The sequence below is a fragment of the Acidovorax sp. 59 genome (genome assembly GCF_002754175.1).
GTDB lineage: Bacteria > Pseudomonadota > Gammaproteobacteria > Burkholderiales > Burkholderiaceae_C > Acidovorax > Acidovorax delafieldii.
Genome location: NZ_PEET01000001.1, coordinates 908,940 through 931,849, shown reverse-complemented (window position 1 = coordinate 931,849; position 22,910 = coordinate 908,940). Strand labels below are relative to the sequence as shown.

16 protein-coding genes and 1 tRNA gene are annotated in these 22,910 nt (G+C 64.9%); 15 read left to right on the top strand and 2 right to left on the bottom strand.

All coding sequences use genetic code 11. The features are described 5' to 3' along the window. The first annotated feature begins 32 nt into the window (after nucleotides 1-32). The 5 genes from CLU87_RS04210 (at nucleotide 33) to CLU87_RS04190 (ending at nucleotide 5,407) form a co-directional block, all read left to right on the top strand. Entirely contained in the window at nucleotides 33-401 is a 369-nt protein-coding gene (locus tag CLU87_RS04210; protein WP_056747503.1) for a hypothetical protein, read from the top strand. 98 nt (nucleotides 402-499) lie between these two features. After that, nucleotides 500-1,453, top strand: a complete 954-nt coding sequence (locus CLU87_RS04205) for a homoserine kinase (protein ID WP_056747502.1) — start codon at nucleotides 500-502, stop codon at nucleotides 1,451-1,453. A 167-nt stretch (nucleotides 1,454-1,620) separates the two neighbouring features. Further along, nucleotides 1,621-2,475: a BPSS1780 family membrane protein gene (locus tag CLU87_RS04200; protein ID WP_099729625.1), complete on the top strand. Its 855-nt coding sequence runs from the start codon at nucleotides 1,621-1,623 to the stop codon at nucleotides 2,473-2,475. After that, the gene (locus CLU87_RS04195) at nucleotides 2,423-3,214 is read left to right on the top strand and encodes a FecR domain-containing protein (protein WP_099729624.1); all 792 of its coding nucleotides are present in this window, start codon (nucleotides 2,423-2,425) and stop codon (nucleotides 3,212-3,214) included. Before CLU87_RS04200 ends, CLU87_RS04195 begins: the two co-directional genes overlap by 53 nt. A gap of 240 nt (nucleotides 3,215-3,454) precedes the next feature. Next, complete coding sequence (locus CLU87_RS04190; protein ID WP_099729623.1) at nucleotides 3,455-5,407, top strand: PhoX family phosphatase; 1,953 nt, start codon at nucleotides 3,455-3,457, stop codon at nucleotides 5,405-5,407. A 167-nt stretch (nucleotides 5,408-5,574) separates the two neighbouring features. On the opposite strand, the gene CLU87_RS04185 is transcribed toward CLU87_RS04190, so the two are convergent. Next, a complete protein-coding gene (locus CLU87_RS04185; protein WP_099732033.1) occupies nucleotides 5,575-8,040 on the bottom strand; it encodes a UvrD-helicase domain-containing protein in 2,466 nt (821 codons plus the stop codon). Nucleotides 8,041-8,083: 43 nt separating this feature from the next. Between CLU87_RS04185 and CLU87_RS04180 the strand changes: the two genes are divergently transcribed. Further along, nucleotides 8,084-8,809, top strand: coding sequence for a hypothetical protein (locus tag CLU87_RS04180; protein WP_099729622.1), 726 nt, complete (start codon nucleotides 8,084-8,086; stop codon nucleotides 8,807-8,809). 204 nt (nucleotides 8,810-9,013) lie between these two features. Next, nucleotides 9,014-9,991 carry a GMP reductase gene (locus CLU87_RS04175; protein WP_056061124.1) on the top strand — a complete coding sequence of 326 codons (978 nt, stop codon included), beginning with the start codon at nucleotides 9,014-9,016 and terminating at the stop codon, nucleotides 9,989-9,991. Nucleotides 9,992-10,033: 42 nt separating this feature from the next. On the opposite strand, the gene CLU87_RS04170 is transcribed toward CLU87_RS04175, so the two are convergent. Then, nucleotides 10,034-10,915, bottom strand: coding sequence for an alpha/beta hydrolase (locus tag CLU87_RS04170; protein WP_099729621.1), 882 nt, complete (start codon nucleotides 10,913-10,915; stop codon nucleotides 10,034-10,036). 210 nt (nucleotides 10,916-11,125) lie between these two features. On the opposite strand from CLU87_RS04170, the gene CLU87_RS04165 reads away from it, so the two are divergent. From CLU87_RS04165 to bcsQ, 8 genes are all read left to right on the top strand, one after another. Next, a complete protein-coding gene (locus CLU87_RS04165) occupies nucleotides 11,126-12,010 on the top strand; it encodes an NAD(P)-dependent oxidoreductase (RefSeq protein WP_099732032.1) in 885 nt (294 codons plus the stop codon). An 83-nt stretch (nucleotides 12,011-12,093) separates the two neighbouring features. After that, nucleotides 12,094-12,169, top strand: a tRNA-Lys gene (locus CLU87_RS04160). Nucleotides 12,170-12,666: 497 nt separating this feature from the next. Further along, complete coding sequence (gene bcsB / locus CLU87_RS04155; protein WP_233193706.1) at nucleotides 12,667-15,042, top strand: cellulose biosynthesis cyclic di-GMP-binding regulatory protein BcsB; 2,376 nt, start codon at nucleotides 12,667-12,669, stop codon at nucleotides 15,040-15,042. Next, the gene (gene bcsZ / locus CLU87_RS04150) at nucleotides 15,035-16,189 is read left to right on the top strand and encodes a cellulose synthase complex periplasmic endoglucanase BcsZ (RefSeq protein ID WP_099729620.1); all 1,155 of its coding nucleotides are present in this window, start codon (nucleotides 15,035-15,037) and stop codon (nucleotides 16,187-16,189) included. The genes bcsB and bcsZ overlap by 8 nt, the downstream gene beginning before the upstream one ends. Further along, nucleotides 16,186-20,103, top strand: a complete 3,918-nt coding sequence (locus tag CLU87_RS04145; protein WP_158236067.1) for a cellulose synthase subunit BcsC-related outer membrane protein — start codon at nucleotides 16,186-16,188, stop codon at nucleotides 20,101-20,103. The genes bcsZ and CLU87_RS04145 overlap by 4 nt, the downstream gene beginning before the upstream one ends. 1 nt (nucleotide 20,104) lies before the next feature. Beyond that, the gene (locus CLU87_RS04140) at nucleotides 20,105-21,925 is read left to right on the top strand and encodes a BcsE family c-di-GMP-binding protein (protein WP_158236066.1); all 1,821 of its coding nucleotides are present in this window, start codon (nucleotides 20,105-20,107) and stop codon (nucleotides 21,923-21,925) included. After that, nucleotides 21,922-22,104: a hypothetical protein gene (locus tag CLU87_RS23120; RefSeq protein ID WP_143227243.1), complete on the top strand. Its 183-nt coding sequence runs from the start codon at nucleotides 21,922-21,924 to the stop codon at nucleotides 22,102-22,104. Before CLU87_RS04140 ends, CLU87_RS23120 begins: the two co-directional genes overlap by 4 nt. Before the next feature lie 13 nt (nucleotides 22,105-22,117). Then, nucleotides 22,118-22,909: a cellulose biosynthesis protein BcsQ gene (gene bcsQ, locus CLU87_RS04135; RefSeq protein ID WP_099729617.1), complete on the top strand. Its 792-nt coding sequence runs from the start codon at nucleotides 22,118-22,120 to the stop codon at nucleotides 22,907-22,909. The last annotated feature ends 1 nt before the right edge of the window (nucleotide 22,910 follow it).

Genomic DNA, 22,910 nt, shown 5'->3' with positions numbered 1-22,910 from the left:
GCGCCCGCCGGGCGGCGCTCTACAATCGCCCGATGCGCGCTGTTCACCTTCTCCTGCTGCTGGGCATGGCCTGCGGCAATGCCCTGGCCCAAACCCCGTCCCCATCCCCTGCTGCCACCACCGCAGGCGCTGGTAACCAGCGCGATGCGCTGCCCGATCCCGAGCCCCTGTCTGGTCGCACCAACCAGCGCACGGAGCGCATCCAGATCGAAGACGCAGGCAGCCGTGTGGACGAGCTGCGGGTCGGCGGGCAAACCCAGAACATCTCGGTGCAGCCCAAGACCGGCAACCTGCCCGCCTACGAAGTGCAGTCGCCTGATGGCGCGCGCAGCCGCGCCGGTGGCAACAATGGCGCTGAAACCACCACGGCGCCCCGCGTCTGGAACGTGTTCAAGTTCTGATGGGTGGCAGGGTGGCGCGCACGCACTGCGTTGCCACCGGTTGAGCCCCGCCCGTTGTCCCGCCCCTTCCCCTTCTCTTTTCTTCGACCCCCTGAGCGATGGCCGTTTTTACCGAAGTCTCCAATCCCGAGGCGCGCGAGTTGCTGCGCCGTTTGCAACTGGGCGAGCTGGTGGAGCTGCGCGGCATTGAGGGCGGCATCGAGAACACCAACTACTTTCTGACCAGCGACCAGGGCGAATTCGTGCTGACACTGTTCGAGCGCCTCACGGCCGAGCAGCTGCCTTTCTACCTGTACCTGATGAAGCACCTGGCGCACGGCGGCGTGCCCGTGCCCGACCCGCGTGCCGACAAGAACGGCGACATCCTGCACACCGTGTGTGGCAAACCCGCCGCCGTGGTCAACAAGCTGCGCGGCAAGAGCCAGCTGGCCCCTCAGGGCGTGCACTGCGCGGCCGTGGGCACCATGCTGGCCCGCATGCACCTTGCGGGCCGCGACTTTGACCGCCACCAGCCCAACCTGCGCGGGCTGCCCTGGTGGAACGAGACGGTGCCGGTGGTGCTGCCCCACATTGACGACGCACAGGCCGCATTGCTGCGGTCCGAGCTGGCCTACCAGAACCATGTGGCCGCCAGCTCCGCCTATGCCGCCCTGCCGCGCGGGCCCGTGCATGCCGACCTGTTCCGCGACAACGTGATGTTCGAGGGGGAAGAGCTGACGGGCTTCTTCGACTTCTACTTTGCAGGTGTGGACACCTGGCTGTTTGACCTGGCCGTGTGCCTGAACGACTGGTGCATCGACCTGCCCACCGGCGCCCACGATGCCGAGCGCGCCACGCGCATGCTGGACGCTTACCAGGCCGTGCGCCCGCTGACGGCCGCCGAGCGCGAGTTGCTGCCCGCCATGTTGCGCGCAGGGGCGCTGCGGTTCTGGATCTCGCGCCTGTGGGACTTCTACTTGCCGCGCGAGGCCTCGATGCTCAAACCCCACGACCCCACACACTTCGAGCGCGTGCTGCGCGGGCGCCTGGCCCTGCCCGTGCACGCGGGCTGATCCCACCACAGGCGGGCAGCCTCTAACCCCTGACCCCGCCACCGGTTTGGGGCAGTGGGGTAAATTCGACCTTATTCGCCCCCTCGACATCCGATGCCGCTCGGCGCGCCCCATGGGCGTTGGGGCGCAGTCGGCGGCGCAGGCCCCTCCTCCTTTCCAACGTATCCATGAAACTCCACATCGTCCCCGCGCGCACCGGCATGGCCTGGGTCAAGCTCGGCGTTCGGGCGTTCTGGCGCCAGCCCATGGCGCTGGCTGCGCTGTTCTTCATGACCATGGCGGCCATGTCGCTGGCCACGATGATTCCGCTGGTGGGGCCGGCCATTGCCCTCGCACTGCTACCGTCGGCCACGCTGGCCATGATGGTGGCCGCGGCACAGGCATCGCAAGGGCGGTTTCCGATGCCCACGGTGCTGCTGGTGGCCTTTCGCACCGGGCGAGAGCGGCTGCGCGACATGCTCACACTGGGTGTGCTGTATGCGGTGGCTTTTCTCGGCATCATGGGCCTGTCGGCCCTGCTGGACGGCGGCCAGTTTGCGCAGGTTTACCTGGGTGGCGCGCCCATGACCCGAGAGATTGCCGAGAACCCGGACTTCCAGCGCGCCATGTGGCTGTCGATGCTGCTGTACCTGCCCCTGTCGCTGCTGTTCTGGCATGCACCGGGCCTCGTGCACTGGCATGGCGTGCCGCCGGTCAAGGCGCTGTTCTTCTCCATCGTGGCCTGCGTGCGCAACTTTGGTGCGTTCCTGGTCTACGGGCTGGGCTGGCTGGGTGTGTTTCTGCTGGGCGGGCTGGTGGTCAGCATCGTGTCGGCCCTGCTGGCCGTGGCGGGGCTTGCGGGATCGATGGCCGGTGGCATCATGGTAGGCGCTGCCATGATGTTGGCTGCGATGTTCTTCACCTCGGTGGTCTTCACCTTCCGCGACTGCTTCGAGCCCCCCTACACCCCCCAGCAAGAAGAGGCGCCCCATGACAACCCGCCCCCCAGCCCCCCCGGCGCACCACCTGCAGGGCCGCTCTGACGACGAGCTGGTCTGGTTCCAACGGCGCAGCGTGGTGCAGGCCGCCGCGCTGTGGGTGGCAGGCGGTGGCTGGTCGGCCGCCCATGCGCAGGCGCGCAGCAACATCGTGGAGGTGCGCGGCGACGTACTGCGCAATGGCGAGCCCCTGACGGCGCAGCACACCATCACCGCCAACGACCGCATCGAGACCGGGCCGGGCGCCAGCCTGGTGTTCTCGGTGGGCGACAGCGCCTTCATGGTGCGGCAGAACTCACGCATGGCCATGGAGAGCGACACACCCACGGCCGTCAAGCTGCTGCGCCTGCTCAGCGGTGCGGTGGCCACGGTGTGGGGGCGTGGCCCCGACCGGCAGATTGCGCTGCCCACCGCCACGGCGGGCATCCGCGGCACAGGGGTGTATGCCGAGGTATTTGCCGACCAGGACCAGCGCGGCTACCTCTGCAACTGTTATGGCACGGTAGAGCTGACGGCGGGCGGCGAACGCCTGGTGAGCCAGTCCAGCTACCACCAGTCGTTCTGGGCCGAGCCCGCGCCCCGCAATGGCCGGCTGCTGACACCGGCCGGTGCCATCAACCACACGGACGAAGAAATGGAATTTTTGGCGGGGCTGGTCAACCAGCGCACCGCGTGGCAGGTGTCGGGCCGCAAGGGCGTCAAGGACGGCAGCGGCGGCGCGGCCGCACCGGCCAACAGTTACGGAAGCGGCAACTCCTACGGCCCGCCCGGCTCCCGGGACTAGGGCCTGTCCCGCAGCGCACGCGCAGCCATGCCTGCGCGGCGCGCCTTGGGCGGGCGTCACGCGCTGCGCAAGGCACCGCGTCAAACCGTCACACAAACGTCAAACCACTGTCACGGGGCGTTCCTAGGATCGCGGGCTGGACTCCATGCCACCCGCCTACTACGCCTTTTCCAACAAGGCTCCCGGTCGGATCAGGGCGTGGCATGCCCGTTCGCATACCCACTTGGAAACACCCCGAAAATGACCCAACCGACGATGCCCACCCGCCGCAAGGCCCTGCAACTGCTGGCCGGCGTTCCCATGCTCCCGCTCAGCGCCAGCGCCTCGGCCGCCCTGCTGACCGCCTGTGGTGGCAGCGATTCCGCCGCGCCCAGCTATGTGTCGGCCAGCTTCACGTCGATGGCAGCCCCCACCCTGGCCAACGCCGCTGCCATGGCCACCACCACCGTGGGCTCCACGCTCAACATCAAGCTCAGCGACGACTCGGTACGCTCGTACCAGCTGGCTTACCAGCCGTTCTTCGTGACGGGCGACATGGTGTCCGACGGCAAGGGCGGCACCATCCTGTCGGGTGGCTACTACGACATCAACAACAAGCCCATCATCGACGCCACGGTGGCTGGCAAGGAACGCCAGTACTTCTCGGACTCGCCCGACGGCACCTCGCTGCTGACCGTGGCCAACCCCACCGTGACCGGCCTCAAGGGCAAGGCCGTGTTTGCCGTGGTGCAGTTTGAATACACCACCTGGGCACAAGACGGCAAGACCGACATGTACGGCAAGCTGCCCTCGCCCATTGCCGTGCTGACGCTGGACCAGGACCAGACCACCGGCAAGCTGAGCCTGGTGAAGTACCACAACGTGGACACCTCCAAGGTGCACGGCCTGTGGATCACCTGCGGCGCGAGCCTGTCGCCCTGGGGCACCCACCTGTCGAGCGAAGAATACGAACCCGATGCGTTCAGCATCGCCAGCAACGCCATGTTCAAGGCTTACAGCAAGAACCTGCTTGGCGACGAAACCAAGGCCAACCCCTACCACTACGGACACATGCCCGAGGTGACGGTGAACCCTGACGGCACCGCCAGCATCAAGAAGCACTTCTGCATGGGCCGCATCTCGCATGAACTGGTGCAGGTGATGCCTGACAACCGCACGGCGCTGATGGGCGACGACGCCACCAACAGCGGCTACTTCGTGTTCGTGGCCGACAAGGAAAAAGACCTGTCGTCCGGCACTCTGTACGTGGCCAAGGTAGGCAGCGGCTTCTCCATCGACCCCAAGGTGGGCACGGCCGCGCCCCTCACCTGGATCAAGATGGGCTCGGCCACCAGCGCCGAGATCGAGAACCTGGCCAACACGCTCAAGCCCACGGACATCATGACCGTGAAGACCACCGACCCGGCCGATGCCAGCTACACCAAGATCGTGGCCAACGGCAAGACCGAGTGGATCAAGCTGAACCCTGGCATGGAAAAGGCCGCTGCCTTCCTGGAAACCCACCGCTACGCCGCCTACCTCGGCGCCAGCCTGGGCTTCACCAAGATGGAAGGCACCACGGTCAACGCCAAGGACAAGATTGCCTACTCTGCGCTGCAGAACATCCAGTCGTCCATGGTGGCAGGCAATGCCGCCAACGTGCCGGGCAACGGCATCTCGGTGCCCAAGCAACTGGTGGCCGGCGCCGTGATGGCGCTGAACCTCAAGGGTGGCCAGAAGGACACCGCCGGCGGCACCATCAACAGCGAATGGATGCCCGTGGACACCAAGGTGCTGCTGGCCGGTGAGGACATCACCGCCGACGCCCTGGGCAACACCGCCAACCCCAACAACATCGCCAACCCGGACAACCTCAAGTTCTCCGAAAAGATGCGCACCCTGTTCATCGGCGAAGACAGCAGCCAGCACGTCAACAACTTCCTGTGGGCCTACAACGTGGACACCAAGCAGCTGTCGCGCGTGATGTCGATCCCCTCGGGCGGCGAGTCCACCGGCCTGCACGCCGTGGACGAGATCAACGGCTGGACGTACATCATGAGCAACTTCCAGCACGCCGGTGACTGGGGCGCCATCCACAGCGTGGTCAAGGACACGCTGGACCCGATGATCAAGGCCAACTACAAGAACAAGAACGGCGCGGCCGTGGGCTACCTGACGGCAGCGGCCAAGCAGCCCAGCCTGAACCAGGCCTGAAACCAGCCTGAGCGAAGGGCCAACAGGGCTGCACCCGGTGCCGCCCGCTTCAAAAACCAACGGGGCCTCAGGGCCCCGTTGTCATTGGCGGTCCTGGCTTGCTATACAAACAATAGCTACCAGGGCATAAGGTACTAGCGCTAGCAGGCGATTTGGCTCAAAACGAGCTATTCGACCACCGTCAGCTTGGCCACCGACAGCGCCAGCCACTTGGTGCCGTGGCGCGGAAAGTTGACCTGTGCACGTGCGTCGTCGCCGGTGCCTTCAATGGCCAGCACCTTGCCTTCGCCAAATTTGGTGTGAAACACGGCAATCCCCGTGCGCAGGCCGTGCGATGGTGCCGCCTTCTGCACAGGCACCGGGGGACTGGCAAACGTCTCGGATTTGAAGCCAAATTGGCCTCTAGCGCCAGATCCATATGCGCCACCAGCTCCTGAATTAGTAGCAAAACTGGGCGCATACGAGCCAAAGCCCTGCTGCTTGGGCGTGATCCACTTGAGGGCCGCTTCAGGCAGCTCGTCAAAAAACCGGCTCTTGATGTTGTAGCGCGTCTGCCCGTGCAGCATGCGCGTTTGCGAGTGGCTCAGGTACAGGCGCTTGCGGGCGCGGGTGATGGCCACGTACATCAGGCGGCGCTCCTCCTCCAGGCCGTCGCGGTCGCTGGCGGAGTTCTCGTGGGGGAACAGGCCCTCCTCCATGCCACCGATGAACACGCAGTCAAACTCCAGCCCCTTGCTGGCATGCACCGTCATGAGCTGCACAGCGTCCTGCCCAGCCTGGGCCTGGTTGTCACCGGCTTCGAGTGCGGCGTGGGTCAGGAAGGCGGCCAGGGGCGAGAGGGTTTCGCCGGTGTCGGCGTCCACGATGCCGGGCACAGCGGGTTTCAAAGGCTCGTCGAGTACGGGCGCGTTCGTGTCCAGCCCTTGGCTGACCGCGCTTTGGATGAGCGGCGTGCCGTGCTCGTCCAGCGGCAGCGCCACCGCGTCACGGCCAAAGCCCTCTTGCGTGACAAAGCTCTCGGCGGCGTTGACCAGTTCCTCCAAGTTCTCGATGCGGTCGGCGCCTTCCTTCTCGGTGCGAAAGTGCTCCACCAGCCCCGTGGATTCGAGCATCTGCTCGATGATGCCGCGCAGGTTCAGGCCCTGGGTCTGCTCGCGCAGCACATCCACCATGGCCACAAACGCGCCCAGGTTGGCCCCCGCCTTGCCGGGCACGGCGCTCACCGCATCGTGCAACGAGCAGCCCGCGGCGCGGGCCGCGTCCTGCAGCACCTCGATGCTGCGCGCGCCAATGCCGCGCGGAGGAAAGTTGACGACGCGCGTGAAGCTGGTGTCGTCGTGCGGGTTCTCCAACAGGCGCAGATAGGCCAGCGCATGCTTGATTTCGGCACGCTCAAAAAACCGCAGGCCGCCGTACACACGGTAGGGCACGCTGGCATTGAACAATGCCGATTCGATCACCCGGCTTTGCGCGTTGCTGCGGTAGAGCACAGCGATTTCCTTGCGCTCAAAGCCGTCATTGCGCACCAACTGCTTGATCTCGTCCACCATCCACTGCGCCTCGGCCAGGTCAGAGCTGGCCTCGTACACGCGCACGGGCTCGCCAGCACCTTGGGTGGTGCGCAGGTTCTTGCCCAGGCGGCGGCTGTTGTGGCTGATGAGGTGGTTGGCCGAGTCGAGGATGTTGCTGTAGCTGCGGTAGTTCTGCTCCAGCTTGATCTGGCGCTGCACATCGAATTCGCGCACAAAGTCGGTCATGTTGCCCACGCGCGCGCCACGGAAGGCGTAGATGCTCTGGTCATCGTCACCCACAGCGATCACGCTGCCGCGCGCCTCGTAGCGCCCGCCCACCTCATTGCCCGCCAGTTGCTTGAGCCAGGCGTACTGCAGCTTGTTGGTGTCCTGGAACTCATCGACCAGGATGTGCTGGAACCGGCGCTGGTAGTGCTCGCGGATCGGGTCGTTGTCGCGCAGCAGCTCGTAAGACCGCAGCATCAGCTCGCCGAAGTCCACCACGCCTTCGCGCTGGCATTGCTCTTCGTACAGCTGGTAGACCTCGACCTTCTTGCGGGCGTCGCTGTCGTGCGTGGGAACGTCGCCGGGACGCATGCCCTCTTCCTTGCAGCTGGCGATGAAGTACGACAGCTGCTTGGGAGGAAAGCGCTCCTCGTCCACGTTGTGCTGCTTGCACAGGCGCTTGATGGCCGAGAGCTGGTCTTGCGTATCCAGGATCTGGAACGACTGCGGCAGCCCCGCTGCCTTGTGATGCGCGCGCAGCAGCCGGTTGCACAGGCCGTGGAAGGTGCCAATCCACATGCCACGCACGTTGACCGGCAGCATGGCCGACAGGCGGGCCACCATCTCCTTGGCAGCCTTGTTGGTGAATGTGACGGCCAGAATGCCGCCGGGCGTGGCGTAGCCGTTTTGCAGCAGCCAGGCAATCCGGGTGGTCAGCACCCGGGTCTTGCCCGACCCCGCCCCCGCCAGGATGAGCGCATGGCCTGCGGGCAAGGTCACCGCAGCCAGTTGTTCATCGTTCAGGTGGGCCAGAAGGGGGGATGCGGCCGAGGGCGCACCGGAGTGTGGGGGCACCAGGGCATCTGGCACACCCGAAAACGGGTCTTGTGGGAACATCCAGCCATTGTAGAAAGCACCCTGCCCCACGCCGCCTCGCACCATGAAAAACATTGCCCTCACCCTGGCCAGCCTGTGGCTGGCCCTGGCGCACGCCCCCCAGGCGATGGCCCAGGCCAGTTGCAGCAGCGACGGCACCCCCAGGCCTGTGGCCGTGTTCGAGCGCTTCATCAGCGCCGACTGCGAGTCCTGCTGGGGCGATGCGGCCGCCCCGGCACCGTCAGCCAAGGCAGGTGCCGTGGTGCTGGACTGGATCGTGCCGGGCAAAGCGGGCGACGACGCCCCCCTGTCGGCTGCGGCCTCGACCGACGCGCTGCCCCGCCTGCAAGCCCTGGGGCGCAAGCCCCCCATCTCCACCGATGTGTACGTCACCCAGGTCGGTTTAGCCGCGCGTGGACGGTTGCGTGTGGCCCATGGGGTGGCGTTCAATGACTATGTGGGCACAGGCATCGCCTTCACCCCCTCCCCTGCGGCGCCACAGCGCACTGCGACTGCCACGCCCCTCGCCTTTTACCTGTTGCTGGTAGAGGCCATACCCGCAGGTACTGACGGCACCGTTGTACCCCGCTACATCGTACGCAATCAGTTCGAGGGTGCCTGGCCCCTGGCACAGCGGCCCGCACGCAGCAAGGGCAAGCCGTGGGCATGGATGGAAACCCGCTCCATGCGCATCCCCGATGGCGCACAGGCCGACAGGCTGCATCTGGTTGGCTGGGTGCAGGATGCCTCGGGCAGCATCGTGGCGGCTGCCCAATCCGTATGCAGGTAATACCGGTGCCGTTATGACGGCCCTTTGGCAGGCGGGTAGAATCAATCACCGGGCCCAAGTTTCTTGACGCCCGGTTTTTTGTGCCTGCGCTCAGCAGGGTTCGGAGTGACTGTCACGTCCACTCCCGCAAAGCCGGTCTGACAGCCAAGCGCCCACCGCCGTCGAAATCGTTTGGCGGCGTCCCTTTATGGAGCTTGGAACCTCATGGAAATCTTCGACTACGACAACATCCTGCTGCTGCCCCGCAAGTGCCGCGTGGAAAGCCGCTCGGAATGCGACGCCAGTGTGGAGCTGGGCGGTCGCCGCTTTCGCCTGCCGGTGGTGCCCGCCAACATGAAGACCGTGGTGGACGAAACCATCTGCACCTGGATGGCACAGAACGGTTACTTCTACGTCATGCACCGCTTTGACCTGGACAACATCCAGTTCGTCAAGGATATGCATGCCAAGGGCTGCTATGCATCGATCTCGCTCGGTGTGAAGCAACCCGACTACGCCACCGTGGACCAGTTGGTGGCACAGGGCATCACGCCCGAGTACATCACCATCGACATTGCCCATGGCCATGCCGACAGCGTGAAGAACATGATCGGCTACCTGAAAAAGCACCTGCCGCAGTCGTTTGTGATTGCTGGCAACGTGGCCACGCCCGAAGCCATCATCGACCTGGAAAACTGGGGCGCCGACGCCACCAAGGTGGGCGTGGGCCCGGGCAAGGTGTGCATCACCAAGCTCAAGACCGGTTTTGGCACGGGCGGCTGGCAGCTCAGCGCGCTGAAGTGGTGTGCCCGCGTGGCCACCAAGCCCATCATTGCCGACGGCGGCATCCGCAGCCACGGTGACATTGCCAAGAGCATCCGCTTTGGCGCCAGCATGGTGATGATCGGCTCGCTGTTTGCGGGCCACGAGGAATCCCCCGGCAAGACAGTGGAAGTGGACGGCGCGCTGTTCAAGGAGTACTACGGCTCGGCCAGCGACTTCAACAAGGGCGAATACAAGCATGTCGAAGGCAAGCGCATCCTGGAGCCCATCAAAGGCAAACTGGCCGAAACGCTCATCGAGATGGAGCAGGACGTGCAAAGCTCCATCAGCTACGCGGGCGGCACCAAGCTGATGGACGTGCGCAAGGTGAACTATGTGATCCTGGGCGGCGACAACGCAGGCGAGCACCTGCTGATGTAACCCCCCGGGCGCGAGCCGCCGCCCGGTTAGGAGAACCTGTTCTCAGGCCCGCAGCAGGTTCTGCGCCATGTGGTGCAGGTCATGCCCGGGCTTGGCCAGGGCATCGACGATGCTGAAGTGGTTCAACCCCGGCAAGGCCACGCTGCGGGGTACAAAATGGCTGCCCCAGGCATCCTGCATGAGCTGGTTCTGGCGCAGGAACTCGGGGCTTTCATCCGCCCCGACAGCGCAATACAACGTGCCGGTGGGCGGCTCCAGCAAGCGCGCGGGGCTGCATTGCAGCACCTGCTGTTCGGTCAGGTGCAACACCGACTGGTACATGGGCGTGTGCATGATGGGCTCTAGGTCGTGCACCCCCGAGATCGACAGCGCATTGCGCACCAGGCCATCGGGCAAACCCTTTCCGATGAGCGGCCACACGCTGGTCAGCAGCAGCGCCGCCAGTTGCCCGCCGGCAGAGTGCCCTGCTACGGTGATCCGCCGGGGGTCCCCACCATGGGCGGCGATCTGGTGCCACACCCAGCCCAGCGCCTTTTCCATCTGCCGCGCGATGTGGGGAATGGTCACCGGCGCGTCCGGGGTGCCCGGGCACAGCGCGTAGTTCACCACCACCACACAAAACCCGGCCTGGGTGAAAGGCGGCGCGATGAAAGAGTGATCCGATTTGTCGAGTGACCGCCAGTAACCGCCGTGGATGAACACCAGCACGGGCACCGCCCCACCCCCGGCACGGGCGGACGGAAACACGTCCAGGGTTTCCCCGGCACCCGTGCCATAGGCCACATCCAGCGCACAAGGGACAGTGGCTCGCACCTGGGCAGAGTCTTGAGCCCAACGCTCGAAGTAGTCCATGTGGTCAGGGACCAGGGCGCGGTTGTTGTACATGCGCTCCAGCCAGGCAGGGTCGTACAGGGGCAAGGTCATGGGCAAGGGTCTCCGATTTATGTGGGCTGCCTTCGGTGCCATACCGCAGACCGGCCAACAGGCTCGGCAGACGCAGGAACGGCGCTGGCGCTGCAGAATCATCTGGCCAATCGCCATACGCTGCAAGCTCCGTGACAGACTGGAGCGCCAAAAAGGCACATGATGACAACAGAGACGCCCTTGAATTCCTCTTTGCAGCAGAACAACGCCATGACCACCACACCGCTTCGCATCGCCGTTCTTGGCATTGGCATGATGGGGTTGCCCATGGCCAAGCGGCTCAGCGAAGCAGGCCACAGGGTGCACGCCTGGAACCGCACCCGCGCCAAAGCAGAACCGCTGGCGCAGTGGGGTGTCACCGTGCACGGCAGCCCTGCCGATGCCATCAAGGACGCGGACATTGTCATCAGCCTGCTCGAAAACGGTCCTGTCGTGGGCCAGGTTCTCTTTGAACAGGGCGCCGCGCGGGCAATGCGCCCGGGTGCTCTTTTCATTGACATGGCCTCCATTCAGCCCAGCGAAGCCCGTGACCACGCAGCCCGCCTGGGCGAGCTGGGCCTGACCCACCTGGATGCACCGGTATCTGGGGGCACCGTTGGCGCCGAAGCCGGCACTCTGGCCATCATGGCCGGCGGAAGGCCCGAGGACTATGTCCGCGCCCAGCCCGTGTTTGCCTGCCTGGGGCACGCCACGCATGTGGGGCCACACGGTGCCGGGCAGCTGGCCAAACTGGCCAACCAGATGATCGTGGGCATCACGATTGGCGCCGTGGCCGAAGCGCTGCTGTTTGCCGCCAAGGGTGGTGCCGACATGGCCAAGGTCCGCGAGGCCATTAGCGGCGGTTTTGCCGACAGCCGTATCCTGCAACTGCATGGGCAGCGGATGGTGGAACGCGACTTTGCCCCCAGGGGCCGGATGGCGGTCCAACTGAAGGACATGCGCAATGCGTTGGCCACCGCCCGGGAAACAGGTTTCGACGCCCCCATCACTGCCCTGTTTGAGGCCTTGTATGCCGAAGGTGTGGACCACGGCCTGGGCGAACTGGACCACAGCGGCCTCTTCGTCGAGCTGGCCAGCCGCAACGCAATGCAATAATTTTTGGACGCGACTTGCAGAGTGTCCAAAAACTAGTGCATAATTCGAGGCTCTGCAGCGATGCAGACAAATTTTAAAGATTTGGGTTCTTAGCTCAGTTGGTAGAGCAGCGGACTCTTAATCCGTAGGTCGAGTGTTCGAGTCACTCAGGACCCACCAAATCAAGCCGCAAGGCACAAAAAGCCTGCTACCCATAAGTAGCAGGCTTTTTTGTTTCCAGACCGATTGTTTCTCCGCTCGCGGCAACCCGGCCCCCAGGCCCGGAGTCGTCCGCCGGCAGCACCATCGTCTGGCCGCCTGGGGCCCACGGCCCCGGTGTCCACCTTCCACGGGTGGCAACGGATGTGTCTTTGCAAGAACCACCGCGTGTTCTGTCCGCCGTCAGCCCGCCAGGGAGCATGCCATGCGCCATGCCATGGTGACCAGACAGTGCTACAGACGCGCACCGTTTTTTCGAACCATGAATCCAGGCAATTACTCTTCACGTACCTGCTGCAGTCGGGCAACAACACTGCTGGCAAAGCAATTGCAAACAAATGTCCTGCGAAGCGGCACAACCCGGCCCCATCGATACACTTTGTCACACAAGTGACACCACCCAGGCATGGGTCCGATGCGCCCCATCCTTCAGGTACGAGCCAGCAAAAAAGAACACTGTGAAATCCACTTCTGCAACCCGCGCGCTCCCTCTTTTTGTCGCGCTGATCACTGCCGGGCTGATCTCAGCCCCCGCCCCGCAAGCCAACGCCCAGACCAGCAAGGCCCGCAGCGCTGTGGCCAAGGAAAAGGCTCAGACCCGCCAGGAGCGCGAGTCAGCACGTGCAGTGCAGGCCAACGACAGCGCGATCGGAGCCAGCCCATCGGACACTCCTACGCTGCCCGCACGGCAGTGGAAAGTCAGCCTCAAGGAACTGGGCGTGGGGCGCCCTGTTTCTTTGCGCGGCGTGGAGAGTGAGGCCAGTGTGGGTGTGGGGGTGCGGCGCGACGAGATCGTCGAAGCCGCCAAGCTGCGCCTGACCTTCACACTGTCACCTGCGCTGATCCCGTCACTGTCGCATCTCAAGCTGATGCTCAATGACGAAACCCTGCAGACCGTGGTGCTGGACAAGGAGCGCCTGGGCACCCCGCAGACGGTCGAGCTCAACATCGACCCGCGCTACTTCACGGATTACAACCGGTTCCGCTTCCAGTTCATCGGCCACTACACGATGGAATGTGAGACGCCCACCCACTCCAGCCTGTGGGCCACCATCAGTAACGACAGCCAGCTGGAGCTTTCGTTGCGGCAGATTCCTCTGCGCAATGACCTCGCGCTGCTGCCTGCGCCGTTTTTCGACCCCCGGGACAACCGCCCCGTCAAGCTGCCGTTTGTGTTCGGCGATCAACCCAGCACCGGTACGCTCAAGGCGTCAGGCTCCATTGCCAGCTGGATCGGCATGCTGGCAGGCTACCGAGGCAACCAGTTCCCGGTGCTGGAAAACCAGCTGCCCCGCTCGCACGCCGTGGTGCTGGCCACCAACAGCCACCGTCCCGCGTTCCTGCAGGACATGGCACCTGTGACCGAGCCCACGATCTCGATGGTCAACCACCCCGAAGTGCCAGGCGCCAAACTGCTGCTGGTGCTGGGCAAAGACGATGTTCAGCTGCAGATGGCGGCAGATGCCCTGGCCCTGGGGAAAGCGGTTTTGTCCGGGCAAACCATTGCTGTCAAATCGCTGGACTATCCCGCGCTGACCAAGCCCTATGACGCCCCTCGCTGGATCACCACCCAGAGGCCCGTGAAACTGGCCGAGCTGGTGGGCAGTCCTTCGGACCTGCAACTGCGTGGCACGGTGCTCAACGACACGGTGAACATCTACACCCGCATGGCCCCGGACCTGTTCACCTGGAACGCCAAAGGCGTGCCGCTTGACCTGGCCTATCGCTACACCCCCAGCAGCGTTTCGGACCATGGCAGTCTGAACATCTCCATCAACAACCAGTTCATCCAGTCCTATCCACTGCAGTCGCGAGACGAGCGCACCAGCGGCAAGAACACGGTGATGTTGCCCCTGTTCGATGACGGGAACGCCCAGAACCGTTCGGACCTGAAGATTCCTGCCTTCATGATTGGCGGCGACAACCAGTTGCAGTTCGCGTTCCAGATCCCCCCCAACGACCTGGGCCGCTGCAAGTCCGCGCCGCCGACCGAACTGTTTGCGGCCATCGATCCGCAGTCCACCATCGACCTCACGGGTTTTCGCCACTACCTGGCCATGCCCAATCTGGCGGCCTATGCCAACAGCGGCTTTCCGTTCACCCGGGTGCCCGACCTGGCCCAGACGTCCATCATCCTGCCCAACCAGCCCAGCACCGCAGACATCGAGGTCTTCCTGACCTCCGTGGGCCGCATGAGTGCATCGACCGGTTATCCAGGTACCCGCTTTCAGTTGCTGCGCGCCGCAGACGCCAACAAGGCGGGCGACACGGACATCCTGATCGTGTCGCAGGCCGACGCCGATGGTTTGCTGGAGCAATGGAAGAACCATCTGCCGGCGCTGCTGGCCGCTGGCGCACGGTCCGTCCAGCCCCTGGAGCGGGCCCTGGGATCATTCATTGAGCTGTTCAACCTGGAGTCCGAACACCGCCTCTCCGCGTCCGGCGGGCAAGCCGTGCTGCAAGGCACAGGGCCGCTGGCTGCCGTCACCGGTTTTGAATCGCCCTTGCACAGTGGGCGCAGCGTGGTGGCGCTCACCGCCACCGACAAGGAAGCCATGGGGCTGCTGAGCCAGAGCCTGAACGATGCGGGCAAGATCAAGAGCCTGCGCGGAGATCTGGGCTTGATGCGCGGCGACGCCATCGAAAGCTTCCGCATCAAGCCTGTGTACTACGTGGGCGACCTGCCATGGTGGCAACGCCTGTGGTTCCACCTGCACAGCCACCCCTTGCTGCTGGCCTTGGCGGGCATCGCCACCGGCCTTCTGCTGACCTTTATCGTTTATGGCGCTTTGCGCACCATGGCGCGCCGCCGACTGGCATCCCAGCATGACTGAGTCCCTTCGTCGGCGCACGGCCCTGCAGGCTGGCGGCGGTGCTGCACTGCTGTCCTGGCTGCCAGGCCTTCGCGCGCAACCCCAATCCACGGCAGAACGCCCCGGGTGGCCCGCCTGGGAAGCGTTCAAGGCGCAGTTCATCAACGAAGGCGGCCGCGTCATCTCGGATGATGCGGGAGGAGGACAGACCTACTCCGAAGGCCAGGCATACGCCTTGTTCTTTGCCTTGGTGGCCAATGACCGAACCACCTTCGACAAGCTGCTGCGCTGGACGGAAAACAACCTGTGCGACGGCGATATGACCGCCCGCCTCCCGGCCTGGCTATGGGGTAAACGCCCCGATGGCACTTGGGGTGTCATCGACAGCAACGCCGCCTCGGACGCCGACCTCTGGATAGCCTACGCGCTGGGCGAGGCAGGCCGCCTGTGGAACGTGCGCACCTACCGCGCACTCTCTGCCTTGCTGGCGGCCCGCATCCTGCGCGAAGAAACCGCGCAACTGCCCGGCCTGGGACTGACCCTTCTGCCAGCGCCCCAGGGCTTTGCACAGAAGGACGGACGCTGGCGCCTGAACCCCAGCTACATGCCCATGCACCTCATGCACTGGCTGGCAGCAGAGGACCCCCAGCCCGAATGGAGGCAACTGGTGGACAGCTCGCTCAAGGTCATCCAGGGCGCTTCACCCAAGGGCTTCACGCCCGACTGGACCGTGTACGACCCTAAACAGGGCTTTCTGGTGGATGACAAGGGCAAGGAAAAAGGCCAGGGCAGCTACAACGCCATCCGCGTCTATCTGTGGGCGGGCACGTTGCACGCCAACGCTCCCGGTCGCAAGGCCTTGCTGGATACCCTGCAGCCTATGGCACGCTTCGTGCGCGAACAGGGATACCCGCCTGAGTCCATCGACATCCTGACAGCCCAAGCCTCGGGCCCCGCACCCTCGGGGTTCTCGGCTGCAGTCCTGCCATTTTTGCGGGCAGTGGGCGACGACCGCACCCTGCAATCGCAGCGCATGCGCCTGGAGGCCCGCCCCTTGCGTCCCACGGCTTACTACGAGCAGGTGCTCGGCTTGTTTGGGCTGGGCGCCATGGAGGGGCAATATCGCTTCACTGCAAACGGCCAACTCACTGTGCGATGGAAACCGTGAAACGCCGTACACACCGCTGGCTCCCCTCCCTGACCTTGCTCGCCGCCGCCTGCCTGCCCGGGCAGCACGGCGTGCACGCCAGCACCCCACCCGCCATCGAAGCTGAGCTGCTCAGCGGCGCCCGCCTGTGGGCCAGCAAAAACCGGCCGGATATGGCCCGCCAGCTGGTGGACAAGCTGCTGGCCATGGACCCGAACTCTCCCGAAGGGCTGGCGACGCTGGGAGACTTAGCGCTGCGCGAAAAGAAAAGCGACGAGGCCCAGCGCGTGCTGGCCACCTTGCGCGCACGCCACCCCGGCCATGTGCTGACCCAGGAACTGGAAACCCTGGTACGCGTGTATGGCCCCGACCGCGAAAAACTGGCCCAGATGCGCTTGATGGCGCGCGCAGGCCGCAAGGCCGAGGCCGCCGACTTGGCGCGCGAGCTGTTCCCGCAAGGCCCGCCCACGCTCGGCGGACTGGCGCTGGAATACCACCAGATCATGGGCTCCACCGCCAAGCAGAGCACCGAATCCCAGCGCCAGCTAGCCAGGCTGTACCAGCAGACCGGGGAGTCCCGCTACCGGCTGGCACAGCTGGAGCTGCGCATGTACCAGGGGGGCAACCCGACGGCCGTGGTGCAGGAGATCGAGGCCCAGGCAAAGCAGCCCGATACGAACGCCCCACAGCTGCAAGACCTTTGGCGTCGCGCCCTGGACCGGCTGGCCAACACCCCAGCGAACCTGCCCCGCGTGCGCGCATTTCTGCAGCGCTACCCGGCTGATAGCGCCATGGTGGAACGATTGGCCGCCATGCAACAGGCGGTCGAGCGCGCAGAGCGCGCGGCCCGCGACCCCGCCAACATCGCCCGCCAGGCAGCGCGCACGGCCCTTGACCAAGGCGATATGGAGTTGGCGGAAGAGCAGATCCAGGCGACGCTGGCTTTGCGCCCCCAGGACGGAGAAAGCCTGGGAAACCTGGGGTTGATACGCCTGCGCCAGGGCCAGCATGCGCAAGCGCAGGACCTCTTCAGCCAGGCCTATGCGTTCACACGCCAGAGCCGCTGGAAGGACTTGCAGGCCACTGCCAGATTCTGGGGACTGCTGCGACAGGCCGACAGAGCCGTCGAACAGAACGAACTGGTCACGGCAGCCAGCCTGGCCGAACGCGCGCTGCAGATGCAACCCCAAAGTGCTGACGCATTGACCACCCTGGCGAGCATTCGCGACCTGCAAGGGGACCATGCGCTGGCAGAGAATTTCTACCAACAAGCCATCCAACAGGAGCCCAACAGCACCTCCGCCCTCAAAGGCCTGGCAAGTCTCTATGCCCGCACCGGGCGGGTGACCAAAGCGCTGTCCCTGCTGGCCGAGGCTGCCGCACGTGACACCACACTCTCAGAAAAACTCGCCAGTGCCCAGGCCGACGTGCTGGTGGCCCAGGCGGAGGACGACCTGCAGGCCCAGCGCCTGGGCCCCGCACTGCGTGCCTTGGAGTCGGCAGTGGTACTGACCCCCGACGATGCCTGGATAAGACACCGCCTCGCACGTATTTACATACGCCTGGGCCGCCCCCAAGAAGCACTGCACGCCATGGATGAGGGTGTGGCGCGTATTCCGTCCGGCGCCGTCGGTGCCGAGATGTTGTATGCCCGCGCCCTGATACGTTCTGCCCTGGACGAAGACAGCGCTGCCCTCGCGGACATGCAGCGGATACGCTCCGCCGATCAGACAGACGCCATGCGCTCGCTGGTGCGGCGCTCTCAGGTCAAGTCGCTCGTCACTCAGGCCCTGAAACCCCTGCCTGCCGCAGAGGTCAAGGCACTGCTACAACAAGCGGAACAAGAAGCGGGCAATGAAGCAGACCTGCTCTACAGCGTTGCCAATGCCTGGTTTCGCCGCGCACAGCCCGCGCGGGGCGTGGCAGTCTTCCATCGCCTGGCAGCGCGTGTCCCCACGCTGGCGCCAGACACGCAGCTGGACTACGCACAGCTGCTCAACCGGGCGGAGGACGATGCCGGCCTCGCCGAGCAATTGCCTCGTCTGCTGCAAGCCAAGGGCTGGAGCGCGGAGCAGGAAGACCGGCTGGTAGCGCTGTATGCAGCGCACCAAGAGCGGCTCATCGAGAAGCAGCGGCAGGCCGGACGTACCAACGAAGCCTCGCGCCTGGCACGCCAGGCGACACCCCTGCCGGACACACTCTCCACACCACGCCAACGCAGCCTGGCCCAGGCACGGTTGCTCATGGCTGCAGCCGAATATGCCGATGCCGCCCAGTTGCTCAAGCCTTTGGCATCCGCACAACCGGATGATCTGTCTGTTCGCATGGCGCTGGCGGACACCCTGTCACGACTGCAGGACACCGGAGACCGGCGGGCTGCGGCCAATGAGGCCGACTGGTTGAAAGACCGCACCCCTCCGAGCGATGTGGGGCAGCAACTGGCACTGCTACGCATCTGGCAACGTATTGGCCGCATGGACGAAGCGCGTGCATTGGCGACCCGTCTGCTGGACGGTTTTCCGCAAGACAGTGACGTGCTGCTGCATGCAGCGCGCCTGGAGCGGGCCAACCGCAACTACGCACAGGCCATGGTGTTCTTCCGCAGTGCGCTCATGCTGGAGACGCGCGGAAAGATCGCCCCCCCTGCTGCAACGGCCCCAGAAAGCCAGGCCCCGGTGCCGATTGATTCCGACCGACCACTGGCTCTCCAGCAGAGTTACACACTGTCCGTCCCCGCCGACCCGGCCGTCGTTGCCAAGATCCAGGGCGAGATCGATGCCATCGAGGCACGGCGTCAGCCTCGGATCGAAGCGGGACACCAGGCGCTGAGCAAGCGCTCCACGGACGGAATCTCCAGCCTGCGCGGCTGGGAACGTCCTGTGGTGGCGTGGATGCCGCGTGCCTACGACGGGCACTATTTCTTGCACGTGGATCGGGTGCAGCTGGATGCGGGCGATCTCCCCGCCGATGGTCCAGACCTGCTCACTTACGGGCAGGTGGCGGCACTACCACCGGGGTCCTCCTTTGCCACCGAGCGACGCCAACGGGGCCAGGGCACCAACCTGGGTTTCGGCTATGTGGGAGACGATGTCCAGTGGGACATCGGAACCACTGGGGTTGGATTTCCGGTGACCAATGTCGTAGGGGGCCTGTCCAAAACCGGCGATCTGGGCCGCTACAGCTACAAACTCGAAGCGTATCGGCGCCCCATCACTGGCAGCCTGCTGTCGTACGCAGGGGCACGCGATCCCATCACAGGCCAGGTATGGGGCGGCGTGGTAGCAACGGGCGCTGCAGGCCGTCTTTCTACCGACATTGGGCCCTACAGCACCTCGCTGAGCCTGAGCCTGGCCGCCCTCACCGGCAAAAATGTGGCAACCAACACCCGCGCCCAGCTGCGGTGGGCACTGGACCGCGATGTATGGCGCCACAGCGATAGCGTGGTCAACCTCGGTGTTGCCGTCTCAGCTTGGCACTATGGCAAAGACCTGTCCGAATTCAGCTTCGGCCACGGCGGCTATTACAGCCCACGCAACTACGTATCCGTCGCCCTGCCACTGGAATGGAGTGGACGCCGCGGCGCACTGACCTGGCTGGCACGCGGGTCCGTCTCTGTATCGCGCAGTAGCAGTGGCGACAGCGACTATTTTCCGCAGAGCGCACTCCTGCAGGCACTGGCACGTGCGCGGCTGGCGGCCGACGGTGGCGTTCCGGTGTACGCGGGCAGTTCGGGCTCGGGTTTCGGGCGTTCGTTCCGGGGGGCACTGGAATACCAGGTCACACCCCATCTCGCACTGGGTGCACAGCTGGAGCTGGATCGCTCGGCCTACTACGCGCCCACCAATTTCATGGTGTATGGCCGCTACCGCTTTGAGCCCGGGAACGCTCCACTGGACAACCGCCCACGGCCGGTGCAGACCTATTCCAGCTTCTGACATGTCCTCTGCCGCTTCATCCTCACGCAAGAGCCCACCTGCAACCAGTGTGCTGCACTCACTCGCCCAGCGCCTTTGGCCCTCTTTGGGTACAGCCAGCGCCATCCAGCGACCGACAAGCATCGGCATCGCAGGCCTGCCAGACGGCATTGGCCAGTTGCCATCCCATGTGCCCGTCTCTTTGGTTGCCGCCGACAGCAGAAGCGCTGCGGCATGGTTTCCCGCGCTGATCGAAGACGCTTTGGCCGCTGGCCCCTTGGGGCTGGTGGCGTCCAGCACGCAGTGGCTGGACGAGTTGCTGGAGTACCCCGAGCTACGAGCGGCTTACCGCGCTGGTCGGCTCAAGCTCTGGGCGCTATCGCCTGGGTTGCAGGCGCAAGTACAGCGCCATGGACTCAGTCCACTCGTGCAGGAGCTTGAACGGACCGGTCTGCTGCCACAGCACGCGCTGTATCTGTGCGACACACAGAACCTGCTGTCCGGACTGAACATTGCCCAACTCGCACATGTCAGCGACCAGCTCAGCGCCCTGTGCCGCCAACGGCAGCGCCCGGTGGTACTGGGGTTCACCCCGCCGCTGGATGCCACTGCCCTTTTGCCAACGCTGCGCAACCTGTGCCAGATGTCCATGCACATCGCCACCTTGCATGCTGACGCTGACCGCTGGCGCCTGAGCCTGGACCGCTGGGGTTCGGACACCGGGGCGCTGTTTCAGACCGGCTTTGGCCTGGTGCAAGACGCCAGCACACACCGACTGACTGCCGACGGCACGCGCACCCAAGGCGCTACCCCCGAACTGGTCACTGCAGCCGACCAATGGGGCGTGCTGGCAACCCGGGCATCGGTGGAGGGGCAGCGCGGTATCCCTGGCCACTGGCGCATCGTCGATGGGCTGGAGGACATCGAAGTGGCTGCTGCGACCTGCGTGGCCTCCACGGTGCTGATCGACGCGGGCTCTGCGGGGGATTTTGAATCCCGCGCACGCCTGGTGCACCACCTGCGTCTCTCGCGCCCCCCAACGCTCAAGATTGTGGTGCGCGAGAACCTCGGCAAGTTGCGCACCCACAGCGAACAGGCACTGCTGCAACTGGGCGCCAGCGCGGTGGTCTACAAAGAGGTGGGTTTCTCGCGACTGCTGCAACTGCTGCAGGACATCAACGCTCAGAGCCACACCCGCAAAGTCCACCCCGACTACGCTCAGGCGCTCGACAGCTTCATGCCCCCCCGCGAGCGGGGCTACCAGGCCCCGGGACGATTCTGTACGTTGGTACGCGGCATGCTCGACCGCACCCATGACATTGGCCTGTCGCACAGTCTGATACGGCTCAACATGCTGGACCGGATGCCGCACCTCGATGCTTTGCGCGCCTGCCACACCTCGCGCGATGGCGACTTGTTCACGGCCGACCACGAAGCGATCTACGTGTTCCTGTTCGCCTGCCGGGAGCCCGATGTAGAGCTGGCACTGCAACGGGTATTCGCGCTGCCGCTGACCCAGCTTTTCACTTCGCAAGCTACGGACTGCTCAGCGCCGGGCATACGCGCGATGACTGAACAGTTGCAAGAATCCCTGCGCAAGGGCTTACCTGACTACAGTGCCATCTTGGCAGCAGTCAGCGCCCCCACACCTGCCGCCCTGGAGGCTCCTCCTGCCACGCCCTTGGCGCAGTTAAGAGAGGATGCGCTGGCACTGCCAAAGCACACCAACGTAGAGAGCCAACAGTCCGCGGCCTCGCCGCTCGTTGTGACAAGACCGCAAATGCGACCACGCCCTATCGGACAGCGCGCCGCGCCACGCCCCCTTGGAAGGACGTCTGCATGACGGCATGGATGCTTGTTTACGTGCTGCTGGGCGTCTTGCTGGCTTGGCCGTGTGGTTGGCTGCTGCGCCGCGTGCTGAAGGGGCGCCAGCCGTTACGCTGCGTGCAGCCCTATCGGCCAAACCTTCCGCAAAGCGAGTCGCCCATTACCCAAAAAGGTGGGATGACCAAAGCCCCATGAACAAAGAGTTTGCATGCGCGTGATTGCTGTCGTTTCGCCGCTCGGCGGGTCCGGGCGTACCACCATGGTCGCCCACCTGGCGTCCATTGGCGCCCGTCAAGGCCAACACACCTTGGCCGTAGAACTCTGTGCCCAGAATCTGCTGGGCATACACCTGGGCATGCCCCGCCCCGCCAGTCAGGGATGGGCAGCACTTGCCGCCACAGACTCTTGGTGGGCAGACGGCAGCTTCGACAACACGGACGGCGTCTGCGTTCTGCCCTTTGGCCCAGCGGCACCAGAAACCATCACGACGCTCCACCAGTTGCTCGCTGCCAACCCACAGTGGCTGCAAGACCAGGTGGAACTGCTCGACGTACCAGAGGATTGCACGATACTGCTGGACACACCGCAATGGCCTTCGCCGCTGGCCCAGGCAGCGCTGCGCTGCGCAGATGCGGTGTTGGTGGTCATGGAAGCGTCTGCGCGCGGATGTGCCAGCACGGACGCCGTACGCGCCATGCTGCAGGCGTCGCCAGCAACGCCCAACGTGCAGGGCATCGCAGTCACGCGTTTTGACCCGCGCCGCGTATCGCAACGGGAGGCGCTCAGCACATTGCGCCAGCAGTGGGGAAGCCAATTGCTGCCCTATACCGTGCATGAAGACGAGAACCTCTCACGTGCACTGGCCGCATCGCAATGCGTGAACGGCATGGCACCGCATGCACAGTCCGCGCACGATCTCCAGGGCATCTTCCACTGGCTGTCGGCAGTGCCTCCGTTGGCGCCGCTGCCTGCGCCCGCAGCTGGAGTGGTTGCACCATGAC

Bases quoted from the DNA above. Each gene is read 5' to 3' on its own strand.
- CLU87_RS04210 (WP_056747503.1), top strand. From the start codon at position 33: ATGCGCGCTGTTCACCTTCTCCTGCTGCTGGGCATGGCCTGCGGCAAT.
- CLU87_RS04205 (WP_056747502.1), top strand. From the start codon at position 500: ATGGCCGTTTTTACCGAAGTCTCCAATCCCGAGGCGCGCGAGTTGCTG.
- CLU87_RS04200 (WP_099729625.1), top strand. From the start codon at position 1,621: ATGAAACTCCACATCGTCCCCGCGCGCACCGGCATGGCCTGGGTCAAG.
- CLU87_RS04195 (WP_099729624.1), top strand. From the start codon at position 2,423: ATGACAACCCGCCCCCCAGCCCCCCCGGCGCACCACCTGCAGGGCCGC.
- CLU87_RS04190 (WP_099729623.1), top strand. From the start codon at position 3,455: ATGACCCAACCGACGATGCCCACCCGCCGCAAGGCCCTGCAACTGCTG.
- CLU87_RS04185 (WP_099732033.1), bottom strand. From the start codon at position 8,040: ATGTTCCCACAAGACCCGTTTTCGGGTGTGCCAGATGCCCTGGTGCCC.
- CLU87_RS04180 (WP_099729622.1), top strand. From the start codon at position 8,084: ATGAAAAACATTGCCCTCACCCTGGCCAGCCTGTGGCTGGCCCTGGCG.
- CLU87_RS04175 (WP_056061124.1), top strand. From the start codon at position 9,014: ATGGAAATCTTCGACTACGACAACATCCTGCTGCTGCCCCGCAAGTGC.
- CLU87_RS04170 (WP_099729621.1), bottom strand. From the start codon at position 10,915: ATGACCTTGCCCCTGTACGACCCTGCCTGGCTGGAGCGCATGTACAAC.
- CLU87_RS04165 (WP_099732032.1), top strand. From the start codon at position 11,126: ATGACCACCACACCGCTTCGCATCGCCGTTCTTGGCATTGGCATGATG.
- bcsZ (WP_099729620.1), top strand. From the start codon at position 15,035: ATGACTGAGTCCCTTCGTCGGCGCACGGCCCTGCAGGCTGGCGGCGGT.
- CLU87_RS04140 (WP_158236066.1), top strand. From the start codon at position 20,105: ATGTCCTCTGCCGCTTCATCCTCACGCAAGAGCCCACCTGCAACCAGT.
- CLU87_RS23120 (WP_143227243.1), top strand. From the start codon at position 21,922: ATGACGGCATGGATGCTTGTTTACGTGCTGCTGGGCGTCTTGCTGGCT.
- bcsQ (WP_099729617.1), top strand. From the start codon at position 22,118: ATGCGCGTGATTGCTGTCGTTTCGCCGCTCGGCGGGTCCGGGCGTACC.